Genomic DNA, 13270 nt, shown 5'->3' on the forward strand with positions numbered 1-13270 from the left:
ATAACAAGCTCCGAATATGTCGGGGAAAAGGGGTTAACTGTTCTTAAGGGGGACAAAAAAGTTGAAAATCGGAACTCCTAAGGAAGTGTTCGAGGGAGAAAATCGCGTTGCGATGACTCCTGACTCGGCTCTGCAACTGCAGAAGCTGGGTTACGAATGCGCCATCGAGTCCGGGGCGGGCGCCGCCGCGGGGTTTTCTGACGCGGCCTATGAAAAGGCCGGTGTCGAAATCATCAAGACCGCCGCTCAGCTGTGGAAAGCTGTGGACGTTGTCGCGAAAGTGCGCCAGCCCACCGATACCGAGCTGAAGCGGATGGCAGAGGGCCAGACCCTGATCAGCTTCTTCAACCCGGCGGGTAACTCCGAGGGTCTGGAGCTGGCCAAGTCGAAAGGCGCCCACGTCATCGCCATGGAAATGGTGCCGCGTATTTCGCGCGCCCAGAAGATGGACGCGCTGTCGTCGATGGCCAACATCGCGGGCTACCGCGCTGTCATCGAAGCGGGCAACAACTTCGGCCGTTTCTTCACCGGTCAGGTGACTGCTGCGGGCAAGGTCCCGCCGGCAAAGGTTCTGGTCGTGGGCGCCGGTGTGGCCGGTCTGGCCGCCATCGGTACCGCCACCAGCCTGGGTGCGATCACCTATGCGTTCGACGTGCGTCCCGAAGTGGCCGAACAGGTCGAGTCGATGGGTGCGCAGTTCGTCTTCCTGGATTTCGAGGAACAGCAGCAGGATGGCGCAGCCACCGGCGGTTATGCCTCGGTGTCCTCGCCTGAATTCGCGGCGGCCCAGCTGGCCAAGTTCCGCGAACTGGCCCCCGAGATGGACATCGTCATCACCACCGCGCTGATCCCCAACCGCGAAGCCCCCGAGCTGTGGACCAAGGATATGGTCGAGAGCATGAAGCCGGGCTCGGTCATCGTTGACCTGGCGGCGGAAAAGGGCGGTAACTGCAAGCTGACCGTCAAGGACGAGAAAATCGTCACTGACAACGGCGTGACCATCATCGGCTATACCGACTTCCCGTCGCGCATGGCCGCGCAGGCGTCGACCCTGTACTCGACCAACATCCGTCACATGATGACCGACCTGACGCCCGAAAAGGACGGCAAGCTGGTTCATAACATGGAGGATGACGTCATCCGCGGCGCAACCGTGACCTTCGAGAAAGAGATCACCTGGCCGCCGCCCCCGCCGAAAGTGGCCGCAATCGCCGCGCAAAAACCGAAGGAAAAGGCCAAAGAGCTGACGCCCGAGGAAAAACGCGCCAAGGAGATCGCCGCGTTCAAGGCTCAGACCAAGAACCAGGCCATCCTGCTGGGTGTGGGGACGCTGCTGATGCTGATCGTGGGCGCCTTTGCCCCCGAAAGCTTCATGTCGCACTTCATCGTGTTCGCGCTGGCGTGCTTTGTCGGCTTCCAGGTGATCTGGAACGTGTCGCACTCGCTGCACACGCCGCTGATGGCCGTGACGAACGCAATCTCGGGGATCGTGATCCTGGGCGCCCTGCTGCAGGTGGGCTCGGGCAACTGGCTGGTGGTCATCCTGTCCGCCATCTCGATCCTGATCGCAACGATCAACATCGTCGGTGGCTTCATGGTCACGCGCCGCATGTTGGCCATGTTCCAGAAATCGTAAGGAAGGGAGCGGATAAATGAGCATCGGAATCGTTTCCGCCGCATACATCGCGGCAGCTATCCTCTTCATCCTGTCGCTGGGCGGTCTGTCGGGCCAGGAAAGCGCCAAGCGCGCTGTGTGGTACGGCATCGTCGGCATGGCGCTGGCGATCGTGGCAACCGTGTTCGGCCCCGGTATGGGCAACCTGCTGATCGTGCTGGTCATGGTCCTGGGCGGTGCATTCCTGGGTCAGATGGTGGCACAAAAGGTCGAAATGACCGAAATGCCCCAGCTGGTCGCGGCGCTGCACTCGTTCGTCGGTCTGGCGGCCGTGTTCATCGGGTTCAACGCGCAGTTCGAGATGAGCCGCATTGCGGACATCCTGATGAGCGCGCCCACCTCGCTGAACGAAACGGGCCTGCAGGCGTGGCTGCATGACCAGGGCATCGACGGGTTCGCCGGCAAGGTCGCGCACAAGACCGCGGTCGAGCTGAACATCCTGAAGGTCGAGGTTTTCCTGGGCGTGTTCATCGGTGCGGTGACCTTCACCGGCTCGATCATCGCGTTCGGCAAGCTGGCTGGCAAGGTTGACGGCAAGGCCAAGAAACTGCCCGGCGGTCACATTCTGAACGCTGCGGCGGCTGTTGGTTCGCTGATCCTGCTGATCGTCTACTTCAACACCGGCGCGCTGTGGCCGCTGCTGCTGATGACGCTGCTGGCCTTCTTCATCGGTTATCACCTGATCATGGGCATCGGCGGCGCCGACATGCCGGTGGTTGTGTCGATGCTGAACTCGTACTCGGGCTGGGCCGCGTCGGCCATCGGCTTCTCGCTGGGCAACGATCTGCTGATCGTCACCGGCGCGCTGGTGGGTTCGTCGGGTGCCATCCTGTCGTACATCATGTGTAAGGCTATGAACCGTTCGTTCATCAGCGTGATCCTGGGCGGCTTCGGCGGCACCACCGGTCCCGCGATGGAAGTCGAGGGCGAGCAGATCGCAATCGACGCCGACGGCGTGGCGCAGGCTCTGGACGATGCGGACAGCATCATCATCATCCCGGGCTACGGCATGGCGGTTGCTCAGGCACAGCAGAACGTGGCGGAACTGACCCGTCGCCTGCGCGCCAAGGGCAAGAACGTGCGTTTCGCGATCCACCCCGTGGCAGGCCGTCTGCCGGGTCACATGAACGTGCTGCTGGCCGAGGCCAAAGTCCCCTACGACATCGTTCTGGAAATGGACGAGATCAACGAGGACTTCCCGGAAACCGACGTGGCGATCGTGATCGGCTCGAACGACATCGTGAACCCCGCCGCGCAGGAAGATCCCAACAGCCCCATCGCCGGCATGCCGGTTCTGGAATGCTGGAAGGCCAAGCAGGTCTTCGTGTCCAAGCGCGGTCAGGGCACTGGCTACTCGGGCATCGAAAACCCGCTGTTCTACAAGGAAAACACCCGCATGTTCTATGGCGACGCGAAAAAGTCGCTGGACGAGCTGCTGACCAAGATCTCCTGATCGACGGTCATACGGGATTGCAAAGGGCGCCTTCGGGCGCCCTTTGTGCGTTCTGACGCCACGTTGGTTTTGACAGGCTTGGCGCGCCGGGATGCAGTGACAGGCAGGAGGAGAGCCCATGACCGATTTGTTGGAATTTGGCCGCTCGGTGCTGGCGACGCAGCCATTCTGCACCCTGCTGGGGATAGAGCTGACGCGGTTCGAACCGGGTCAGGCCGAGTTGCGGCTGACGCTGAAACCCGAGCATTTGCAACAGCATGGCTTTGCCCATGGCGGGCTGGTGGCGATGATGGCGGACAGCGCGATTGCCTATGCGGGCGGCTCGAAACTGGGGGACAGCGTGACGCTGGAGTTCAAGCTGAACATGATCCGCCCCGGCATCGGCGAGGCGCTGATCGCACGCGGCGAGGCGCTGTCGGTCGGCAAGACGCAGGCGGTGTGCCGGTGCGAGATCTACGCGTTGCAGGACGGCACCGAAAAGCTGGTCGCCGCCGGTCAGGGTACGCTGGCAGTAGTCGGGCGTGGTGGCTAGGCGACGGTATACCGTTGCATTCCTTCAAGTTATTGAAAATGCTTTATCTTTTCTGATCTCTGTGGCATGGAGGGCGGCATCCGCATTTGCATAGGGCCGCCCCGATGATCGCTGACCACCCCTTGCGCTACGAATTGGCGAACGAGTTGCACGCGCGTCCGTTCCCGTCGCTTTCGGCCCCCTGCACGGCGGCTTTTCTGGCGGTCAAGCGTCCGGTGGACGCCGCCAGCCGGGACCGGGCCGAAGATCGCGCCCACCTGATCGCGCTGCTGGACCGCTACGGCGCGCCGCACCCGCAACCGGGGGCCACGCATTATTCCGGCAAGATCGGGCGGCACCTGCTGAAGTGGGAACAGCACACCGAATTCGTGACCTACACCGCGTTCAGCGACCGGCTGAGCGACCGGCCGTTTGACCCCGCCGATTTCAACGTCTTCCCGTCGGATTGGCTGGAGCAGGCGCCGGGCGCGCGGGTGACCTCGGCGCTGGTGCGGGTCGAGCCGTGGAGCGACAAACAGGTCGCCACCGAGCGGTTCAACGACTGGTTCGAGCTGGAAAGCCTGGCCGCCAGCCGCGTGCTGGACGATGCCGGCGTGATGGCCGGGGATTTCCGGATCGACCCGTCGGGTCACCTGCGGTTCGGCGTCTTCGTGTCCCCCAGCACGGGCGCGCGCCGGATCGGCCGGATCGTGACCCGGCTGTGCGAGATCGAGACCTACAAGAGCCTGTCGATGCTGGGCTTTGCCCGCGCCAAGGAACTGTCGCCCCGCATGGGCGAGCTGGACGCCCGCCTGACCAAGCTGATGGACGACATGACCAGCGACCACAGCTCGGCCGACCAGACGTTGGCGGGGCTGCTGAGCACCTCGGCCGAGTTGGAGCGGATGGTGGCGCGCAACTCGTTCCGCTTTGGGGCGACGGCGGCCTATGAGGCCATCGTGCACGACCGGATCGAGGTGATGCGCGAGCAACGCTTCGACGGGCGGCAGACCTTCAACGAATTCATGATGCGCCGCTATGATCCGGCGATGCGGACGGTGAAATCGACCGAGGGACGCCTGGCCGCGATGGCTGATCGGGCGATCCGGGCGGGCGAGTTGCTGCGGACACGGGTGGACGTGGAACGCTCGGCCCAGAACCAGAAGCTGCTGGAAAGCATGGACACCCGCGCCGATCTGCAACTGCGCCTGCAAAAGACGGTCGAGGGGCTGAGCGTGGTCGCGATCAGCTATTACGCCGTGTCGCTGGCGGCCTATGCGGCCTATCCCCTTGCCGCGGCGGTGGGCCTGGGCAAGGGGGAATTGACGGCGGCGCTTACTCTGCCGGTTGTAGGGGCGGTGTGGTGGATGCTGCGGCGGATCCAGAAGAAGATGCACTAAGCACCCGGCCCGCCAGCCAGCCACCTGCGGCGATGCTGGCGATGGCCAGGATGGCCGAGATCGAAAGGGTCGGGATGCCCGACAGGCCCGCGCCCACGGTGCAGCCGCCCGCCAGCACGCCGCCCACGCCCATCAGCGCAGCGCCGGTCAGGTAGCGGCCAGTCTGGCGCGCGGTCTCGAAGCTTTGCCACTGGAACTGGCCCCGGAGCAGCGCGGCCAGCAGGGCCCCGACCAGAACGCCGCCCAGCAGACCGACGCCGAAATTAGCGGAAATCGAGGTGCTGGCGATGCCCCAGAACAGGGTGTCGGCAGCGGGCGCGGTGAAGCTGAGGCTTTCCAGCGCGATAGGGTCAAACTCGTCCAGCAGGACGTAGCCGGTGCCAACCCAGGCCAGCGGCACCAGCGCGCCGATCAGCGCGGCACCCAGCAGAGCGCCGATGCGGTTGCCCGAGCGCAGGGCAAAGGCCAGCGCGGCCACGGCGATCAGAGCGGCCCAGATCAGCGGAGAGCCGGGCAGGGTGGCGGTTTCCAGCGGGACGGTGACTTGCGCCAGCGTGGTGCGGACCGGGGCCAGAACGCCCTTCAGCGTGGCATGGGCAATGACGGCGAAGACCACCAGCACCAGCGCGGCACGCAGGTTGCCCGAACCGGTCAGAACCGTCAGTCGCGACACGCATCCGCGGGTCAACACCATGCCGATGCCGAACAGCAGGCCACCTGCGACGATGGCCAGAACCGGCAGGTCGGCGGCCATGAAACGGTGATCGGCGAACGTGATCAACTCGGCCGATACGGCGGCCTGCGTGCCCAGAACGGCGACGGCCAGCGCTGTCAGCCAGACGCCGGTGGCTTGGCGGCGATCCTCGCCTACGATGGCGCGGCGAAAGCAGAACCGGGTGATCTGTGCCAGCGCGCCGAAGGCGACGCCGATGACAAGGGCGAAATAGACGGCAGCCTGGGGCGCGGTCAGCTCTTCGAAGCCGAAGGTTTCAAACATGGCGGGTCCTCAGCGGGTTTGGAATTTTTTCCCAGATGCCGGGGATGAGTTTATTAATCAAGTGGGTGGGGCTTTGGATGTCGTCCTGTAGTCGGGACAATTTCCCAGATCGCAGGAAAAATCGAAACGAATCCGTATTCATGAATGCGATGATATGAAAACGGCCCGTCCGGGGTGGGACGGGCCGTGCTTTGATCCTTATTTGCAGGGATTTGCCTTAGCGGCCCCGGATCCGCGGGTCCAGCGCGTCGCGCAGGCCGTCGCCCAGGTAATTGACGCTTAGCACCGTCAAGGAGATCGCCAGACCCGGCCAGAACACCCGTTCGGGGTATTGCTGCAGGTAGTCGGTCGCGTCGAACAGCAGCCGCCCCCAGGTGGGGAAATCAGGCGGAAAGCCCAAGCCAAGGAAGGACAGCGCGGATTCAGTGATGATCGCGTTGGCGATGCCCAGCGTGGCCGACACCATGATCGGCGACAGCACGTTGGGCAGGATGTGCCGGGTGATCATCCGTGCGTTCGTGGTGCCGATCGAGCGGGCGGCGAGCACGAATTCACGTTCCTTAAGCGCCAGCACGTCGCCGCGCACGATCCGGGCGGTGGGCATCCAGCTGGTCACGCCGATGGCGCAGACGATCAGGATGAAGATGCCGGTTTCCGGGCCGAAGGCGGCGTTCAGCGGGTCTCGGAACAGCAGGACCATGACCAGCAGCAGGGGCAGCAGGGGCAGCGCCAGGAACAGGTCGGTCATGCGCATCAGCAGGCCGTCGAGTTGCCGGAAAAACCCGGCCAGCACGCCGATCAAGCTGCCCAGGAACAGCGCCAGCAGCATCGCTGTGATCCCGACCGAGACCGAGGTCTGCCCGCCCGCCATCATCCGGGCCAGCGTGTCGCGGCCCAGCTGGTCGGTGCCCAGCGGATGTGCCCAGGTGGGGCCCTGGTTGCGGGCGCGGATGTCGATATGGGTGGCGTCGAAGGGCCAGAACCACGGGCCCACAAAGACCAGCAAGACGATCAGCAGGAAGATCACGCCGCCCAGCATCGCGCCTTTGTGGTGCTTGAACTGGTCCCACACGTCGTGCCACTGGCTGCGCGGCGGGCTGGAGGGGATCGGATCGGTCAGCGCCCCGGTGGGGGCGGCGTTCTGGATCGGCTCAGTCATAGCGAATCCTCGGGTCAAGGATGCCGTACAGGACGTCGGCGATCAGGTTGAAGATCACGATCAGCAGCGCAAAGATAAAGGTCAGCGTCTGCACCATCGGCAGGTCGTTCGCCTCGATCGCGCCGATCAGCAGGTGGCCCAGGCCGTTCACCTTGAACACCTGCTCGGTGATGATGGCGCCTCCGAATACCTGCGGCACGCCAAGCGCGATCACGGTCACGACGGGGATCATCGAGTTGCGCAGCACGTGCACCAGAACGACGGTCTTTTCGCCCAGCCCCTTGGCGCGGGCGGTGCGGACGTAATCCTGGTTCAGGTTGTCCAGCATCGAGGCGCGCATGAAGCGGCTGATCTGTGCGGCGTTGTACAAGGCCAGCACGAAGACGGGCATCGCCATCTGGCGCAGCTGGAATACGAAGCTGTCCCAGTCCGTGATCTTGTGCGTGGTGTCGTAGATCGACGGGAACCAGCCCAGATGGACCGAGAACAGCACGATCAGCAGAACGCCGGTGAAAAAGGTCGGGACCGAGAAGCCGATCATCGAGATGAACGTGCCCAGCTGGTCGAACACCGAATACTGGCGGTAGGCCGAGTAGATGCCGATCGGCAGGGCGATCAGCACGCCCAGCACGTAGGACATGCCGACGACCCACAGGGTCTGGGGCAGGCGCTGCACCACGATGTCCATCACCGGGCTGCGGGTCTGCCACGACAGAACGCGCTGCTGGCCTTCGGTCAGGTTGGTGCCGAACAGGTTGTCGAACAGCACCTGCGGCTCGATCCAGAAGAACTGCACCAGCCATTTGACAAAGCGTACGTGAACGGGTTCGCCAAGGCCCAGGGCCTCGCGCATGCGTTCTTTGACTTCGGGGGGGACGGTCAGGGGAACCTGCGCCATCGGATCGCCGGGGGCCAGTTCCAGAAGCAGGAAAATCACCAGACTGATGAACAACAGCGTCGGGACGGCCAGAACCAGTCGACGTATCGTAAATGTCAGCATGAGGTCGCCTTTGCGGCTTATCGTTGAGGAGGGAGGCGAGTGTACGGACGCCTTAAACGCAAAAAGCCCCGGCCAGCATGGGCCGGGGCTGTTGTCTTAGCGGATTACTTGATGCGGTACCAGTCAGCGGCGTTCCACAGTTCCGAATCCCAGGTGTTCAGAACCACACCACCCAGCGACTTGGCATGTGCCGAGACACGGCCACGGTCAACCAGCGGCACCACGACATAGCTGTCCTTGGTCAGCATGTCGTTCAGCTTCTTGGCGATTTCGCCACGCTTCGACAGCTCGCCGGTGCGGCCCAGTTCCGCCACCAGGGCGTCATAGGCGGGGTCGCAGAAGCGGTTGATGTTCTCGCCCTGCCACTGCGATTCCGGCTTGGGCGCCTTTTCGCAGGTGTGCTGTGCCAGGTACGATTCCGGGTCGGTGCCGTCAAAGTTGTTGGCGTACATTTCGACGTCAGCATAGAACTTCTGGAAGGTGTCGGGCGAACCCGGATCGCCACCGAAGAAGACCGAACCCGAGATGTTGCGCAGCTCGGTTTCGACGCCGATCTCGCTCCACCACTGCTTGATCAGCGCCTGGAAGTCCTGGCGGACGGCGTTGGTCGAGGTCTGGTACAGCAGCGACAGCTTCTTGCCGTCTTTTTCACGGATGCCGCCAGCGCCGACTTTCCAGCCTGCTTCGTCCAGCAGCGCCTTGGCGCCTTCGATGTCCTGGGTCATGCAGTCGGTGTTGTCCGAGGCATACAGCGCCGGAGCGGGCACCAGGTTACAGGTCGGACGACCTGCCTGACCATAGCCGATTTCCACCAGCAGGGCGCGGTCGATCGCCATCGACAGCGCCTTGCGGACGCGCACGTCGGACAGGGCCGGGTGCGGGTGCTTGGCGGTCGAACGCTCGCCTTCCGGCAGGCTGGGCGACGGGTCGGTCATGTTCATCTCGATCCGTTCCACCAGCGAACCGAATGCGGCCACGGTCTCGCCCTTGCCGCCTTTCAGCATGTTGGCGATGACGTCGGGGGCCAGCTGCAGGTTCCAGGCGTAGTCGAATTCGCCGGTTTCCAGCACGGCACGGCCGGCTGCGGTCGCATCACCGCCACCCTTGAAGGTCAGCGTTGCGAAGGCGGGCTTGGCCGGATCGCGGTAGTTCGGGTTGGCAACCATCGAGATCACGTCGTTCGGCTTGAACTCGGTGACGACGAACGGGCCGGTGCCGATCGGGCCAAAGTTGGCGCTGGTGCATTCCGGGGCTTTCGCGCCGGTGCAGTTTTCGAACTGCGCCTTCTGGATGATCGGGGATTGCGCGCCCATGAAGGGGCCATAGGGGTTCGGCTTCGGCTCGGCGAAGGTGACCTTCACGGTCAGGTCATCGACGACATCGATGCTGCTGACGCCCTGGAACTTGGCCAGCTGCGCGCAGCCGCCTTCGGGGTGCATGCAGTAGTCGGCGGTGAACTTGACGTCCGCCGAGGTCACCGGCGAGCCGTCCGACCACTTCAGGCCCGACTTCAGTTTCCACGTGATCGAGGTCAGGTCAGCTGCAACGCCGCCGTTTTCAATGGTGGGGATTTCTTCGGCCAGGTAGGGCACCAGCGCACCGGTCTGGTCGTAGCGACCCAGCGGCTCGATCACCAGCGACGCGGACTCCAGGTCCTTGGTGCCGCTGGACAGGTAAGGGTTCAGGATCGACGGTGCTTGCCAGTAGATGATGTTGACATGGCCGTCCGCGCCGCGCTCGGCAAAGGCCGCCGGTGCCAGTCCGGTCGCGGCCACTGCGCCAAGCAACAGAGACTTCAGTTTCATAACTCTCTCCTTGTTGGACACTTTGATGTGTCTTGTTCCCGCGGTGCAATCGGGTGATTCTGTCCACGGTCTACGCAAAGGATGCACCAACAGGCCCTTCCGGCACCACGATTTTTCCCGTGACGCTGCCGCGAATGCGCAAACTCCAAACCAAATGGTCAAAAAAAGCAAGGGGTCAGCATGTTGACCCCGCGGGAGCTTGGCAAGCGGTTTGACACTGACGTTCGCCTGTCTGTAGCGTCGGGGCAAAATCACCAGGGAACGGGGTAGCGGGGATGCTGGATCAACCCATCGCCAGAATCGAAAATCTGCGCGTCGAATTTCAGACAAAGGACGGCCCCGTCGTCGGGGTCGAGGATGTCTCGTTCAGCATCAACCCCGGCGAAACCGTGGCGATCGTCGGCGAATCCGGCTCGGGGAAATCGGTGTCCAGCCTGTCGCTGATGCGCCTGGTCGAGTTCGGCGGCGGCGAAATTGCCGGAGGCAAGCTGATCTTCGACCGCAAGGATGGCGGCGAGCTGGATCTGGCCAAGGCCGACCAGTCCCTGATGCGCACGATCCGCGGTAACGAGATCGGCATGATCTTTCAGGAACCGATGACCGCGCTGAACCCGGTGTTCACCGTTGGCCGCCAGCTGACTGAGGGTTTGCGTCTGCACCGGGGCCTGTCCAAGCAAGAGGCGACCGAGCGCGCGCTGGACCTGCTGCGCCAGGTCCGCATTCCCGAACCGGAACGGCGCCTGAAACAGTACCCGCACGAGCTGTCGGGCGGGATGCGTCAGCGGGTCGTGATCGCGATGGCTCTGGCCTGCGAGCCGCGCCTGCTGATCGCGGACGAACCGACAACGGCGTTGGACGTGACCATTCAGGCCGAGATTCTGGCGCTGATGAACCGGCTGAAGCGTGAAACCGGCACGGCGGTGATGTTCATCACCCACGATATGGCCGTCGTGGCGCAGATGGCCGACCGCGTGGTCGTCATGTTCCGCGGCAACAAGGTCGAGGAAGGCCCGGTCGCCCAGATCTTTGAAAACCCGCAGCACCCCTATACGCAGGCGTTGCTGGCCGCCGTGCCCAAGCTGGGCGAGATGACGGGCAAACCGCTGCCCGAACCGATGAAGCTGCTGGGCCGCGAACAGGCCGAGATCAAGCCGATCAAGGGCACCGATCAGCCGTTGTTGACGGTCAAGAACCTGGTGACGCGCTTCCCGGTCAAGGGCGGCTTCTTCCGTCAGACCGTGGCCAATGTACATGCGGTCGAGGACGTGTCCTTTACCCTGAACAAGGGGCGCACCCTGTCGCTGGTCGGCGAATCCGGGTGCGGGAAGTCGACGGCCGGGCGCTCGATCCTGCGGCTGGTGCAGCCGCAATCGGGCCATATCATGCTGGACGGCACCGACATCATGGGGCTGGACCAAAGCGGCCTGCGCGAGGCGCGGCTGGACATGCAGATGGTGTTCCAGGACCCGTTCGCCAGCCTGAACCCGCAGATGCAACTGGCCGATCAGGTGGCCGAGCCGATGCGCAACTACGGCACCCACAAGGGCAGCGCGCTGATGGACCGGGTCGCCATGCTGTTCGACCGGGTGGAATTGCCCCGCAGCTTCATGCGGCGTTTCCCGCACGAGATGTCGGGCGGCCAGCGCCAGCGCATCGCCATTGCCCGCGCCTTGGCGCTGAACCCCAAGCTGATCATCGCGGACGAGGCGGTCTCGGCGCTGGACGTGTCGGTGCAGGCGCAGGTGTTGAACCTGATGATGGAACTGCAGGCTGAACTGGGCCTGTCCTTCCTGTTCATCAGCCATGACATGGCCGTGGTGGAACGCGTCAGCCACGATGTCGGCGTGATGTATCTGGGTCGGATCGTTGAACTTGGCCCGCGTCAGGCCGTGTTCGAAAACCCGCAGCACCCCTATACCCAGTCGCTGATGAAGGCGGTGCCAATCGCGGACCCGCACAATCGCGCGCTGGAGCGGGATCTGAAATTCAAACCCATCCCCTCGCCAATCCACCCTGTGGGCTACGAACCCGCCCCGTCGGAGTATCGCGAGGTCAGCCCCGGCCACTTCATCCTGACCACGGATAGCGGATACTGACCATGCCCGCGCGTCTGTCGCCCTATGACATCATGGTTCGGCTTGTCTCGTTTCCGACGGTCAGCCGTGACACCAATCTGCCGCTGATCGACTGGGTCGAGGACTACCTGACCAGCCACGGCATCACCGCCCACCGTTACTATAACGAGGACAACGACAAGGCGGCCCTGTTCGCCCATGTCGGCCCGATGGAGGACGGCGGCGTGATCCTGTCGGGGCATACCGATGTCGTCCCCGTCGACGGCCAGCCCTGGGCCAGCGATCCGTTCACCGTGGTGGAACGCGACGGCAAATATTTTGGGCGCGGCTGTGCCGACATGAAGGGCTTTGACGCGCTGGCGATCTGGGCGCTGGTCGAGGCGCAGTATCGCGGCGTGACCCGGCCTCTGCAAATCGCGCTCAGTTTCGACGAGGAAATCGGCTGCACCGGCGCGCCGCCGCTGATCGAGCGGATGCTGCAAACCCTGCCCAAGGCCAGTGCGGTGATCGTCGGCGAACCCTCGATGTTGCAGGCGGTGACGGGGCATAAGGGCGGCACCTCGTACTGGGTGCATGTGCATGGGTATGAGGTGCACAGCTCGCTGCTGCATACCGGCGTCAACGCCATCATGTACGGCGCGAAACTGATTGATTGGGCCAATCAGGTGAACGAGGAAACGCGGGCCAAGCAACCCTCTCCGGTCGCCGCGCTGTTCGAGCCGTATTGGACCACCGCCCATGTCGGCCAGATCCACGGCGGCACGGCGCATAACATCACCGCCAAGGATTGCGAGTTCGGCTTTGGCTTTCGCGTGATCCCGGATGAAGACCCCATGGACTGGGAAGCCCGCCTGCGCGCCAAGGCCGCCGAGGTCGAGGCAGAGATGCAGGCCATCGTCCCCGAAACCCGGATCGAGGTGCAACCGACCTTTGCCCTGCCGGGCTTCGCCCCCGAACAAGGCGGCGAGGCCGAGGCGCTGGTGCGCATGATCACCGGCGATAACGGCGTGCACGTGGTCAGCTACGGCACCGAGGCCAGCCACTTTCAGGCCGCCGGGTACTCCACCGTTGTCTGCGGGCCGGGGAATATCGAACAGGCCCACCAACCCGATGAATTCATTACCATATCCCAGTTCAACAAGGGCCAGGACTTCATGCGCCGCCTGCTGGACACACTGGCCTGAAGGACCAAACC

The 13270-nt window shown here is 63.7% G+C and carries 10 protein-coding genes; 6 read left to right on the forward strand and 4 right to left on the reverse strand.

The features are described from left to right. Nucleotides 1-61: 61 nt before the first annotated feature. The 4 genes from E7681_RS11690 (at nt 62) to E7681_RS11705 (ending at nt 5039) form a co-directional block, all read left to right on the forward strand. The gene (locus tag E7681_RS11690) at nt 62-1636 is read left to right on the forward strand and encodes a Re/Si-specific NAD(P)(+) transhydrogenase subunit alpha (protein WP_136339483.1); all 1575 of its coding nucleotides are present in this window, start codon (nt 62-64) and stop codon (nt 1634-1636) included. A 16-nt stretch (nt 1637-1652) separates the two neighbouring features. Next, nucleotides 1653-3128 carry an NAD(P)(+) transhydrogenase (Re/Si-specific) subunit beta gene (locus tag E7681_RS11695; protein WP_136339484.1) on the forward strand — a complete coding sequence of 492 codons (1476 nt, stop codon included), beginning with the start codon at nt 1653-1655 and terminating at the stop codon, nt 3126-3128. A gap of 118 nt (nt 3129-3246) precedes the next feature. Beyond that, nucleotides 3247-3660, forward strand: coding sequence for a PaaI family thioesterase (locus tag E7681_RS11700; protein ID WP_136339485.1), 414 nt, complete (start codon nt 3247-3249; stop codon nt 3658-3660). A gap of 104 nt (nt 3661-3764) precedes the next feature. Next, nucleotides 3765-5039, forward strand: coding sequence for a DUF3422 family protein (locus E7681_RS11705; protein WP_136339486.1), 1275 nt, complete (start codon nt 3765-3767; stop codon nt 5037-5039). Here E7681_RS11705 and E7681_RS11710 read toward each other — a convergent pair. The 4 genes from E7681_RS11710 to E7681_RS11725 form a co-directional block, all read right to left on the reverse strand. Then, nucleotides 4975-6036 (reverse strand): YeeE/YedE family protein, encoded by a 1062-nt coding sequence (locus tag E7681_RS11710; protein ID WP_136339487.1) that lies wholly within the window; start codon nt 6034-6036, stop codon nt 4975-4977. The two genes, E7681_RS11705 and E7681_RS11710, sit on opposite strands and share 65 nt — an antisense overlap. 217 nt (nt 6037-6253) lie before the next feature. Next, nucleotides 6254-7195, reverse strand: a complete 942-nt coding sequence (locus E7681_RS11715; RefSeq protein WP_136339488.1) for an ABC transporter permease — start codon at nt 7193-7195, stop codon at nt 6254-6256. Continuing rightward, on the reverse strand, nt 7188-8195 hold the full coding sequence (locus E7681_RS11720) for an ABC transporter permease (protein ID WP_136339489.1): 1008 nt from the start codon (nt 8193-8195) through the stop codon (nt 7188-7190). Before E7681_RS11720 ends, E7681_RS11715 begins: the two co-directional genes overlap by 8 nt. Before the next feature lie 104 nt (nt 8196-8299). Continuing rightward, nucleotides 8300-10000 (reverse strand): peptide ABC transporter substrate-binding protein, encoded by a 1701-nt coding sequence (locus tag E7681_RS11725; RefSeq protein ID WP_136339490.1) that lies wholly within the window; start codon nt 9998-10000, stop codon nt 8300-8302. A gap of 275 nt (nt 10001-10275) precedes the next feature. Between E7681_RS11725 and E7681_RS11730 the strand changes: the two genes are divergently transcribed. Further along, nucleotides 10276-12096, forward strand: a complete 1821-nt coding sequence (locus tag E7681_RS11730) for an ABC transporter ATP-binding protein (RefSeq protein WP_136339491.1) — start codon at nt 10276-10278, stop codon at nt 12094-12096. A gap of 2 nt (nt 12097-12098) precedes the next feature. Beyond that, entirely contained in the window at nt 12099-13259 is a 1161-nt protein-coding gene (argE, locus tag E7681_RS11735) for an acetylornithine deacetylase (protein ID WP_136339492.1), read from the forward strand. Nucleotides 13260-13270: the final 11 nt, after the last annotated feature.

It is taken from the genome of Thalassobius vesicularis (assembly GCF_004799325.1).
Lineage (GTDB): Bacteria > Pseudomonadota > Alphaproteobacteria > Rhodobacterales > Rhodobacteraceae > Thalassobius > Thalassobius vesicularis.

Excerpts from the sequence above, each read along its gene's own strand:
- E7681_RS11715 (WP_136339488.1), bottom strand. The coding sequence starts at position 7,195 with ATGACTGAGCCGATCCAGAACGCCGCCCCCACCGGGGCGCTGACCGAT.
- E7681_RS11720 (WP_136339489.1), bottom strand. The coding sequence starts at position 8,195 with ATGCTGACATTTACGATACGTCGACTGGTTCTGGCCGTCCCGACGCTG.
- E7681_RS11710 (WP_136339487.1), bottom strand. The coding sequence starts at position 6,036 with ATGTTTGAAACCTTCGGCTTCGAAGAGCTGACCGCGCCCCAGGCTGCC.
- E7681_RS11730 (WP_136339491.1), top strand. The coding sequence starts at position 10,276 with ATGCTGGATCAACCCATCGCCAGAATCGAAAATCTGCGCGTCGAATTT.
- argE (WP_136339492.1), top strand. The coding sequence starts at position 12,099 with ATGCCCGCGCGTCTGTCGCCCTATGACATCATGGTTCGGCTTGTCTCG.
- E7681_RS11695 (WP_136339484.1), top strand. The coding sequence starts at position 1,653 with ATGAGCATCGGAATCGTTTCCGCCGCATACATCGCGGCAGCTATCCTC.
- E7681_RS11725 (WP_136339490.1), bottom strand. The coding sequence starts at position 10,000 with ATGAAACTGAAGTCTCTGTTGCTTGGCGCAGTGGCCGCGACCGGACTG.
- E7681_RS11700 (WP_136339485.1), top strand. The coding sequence starts at position 3,247 with ATGACCGATTTGTTGGAATTTGGCCGCTCGGTGCTGGCGACGCAGCCA.
- E7681_RS11705 (WP_136339486.1), top strand. The coding sequence starts at position 3,765 with ATGATCGCTGACCACCCCTTGCGCTACGAATTGGCGAACGAGTTGCAC.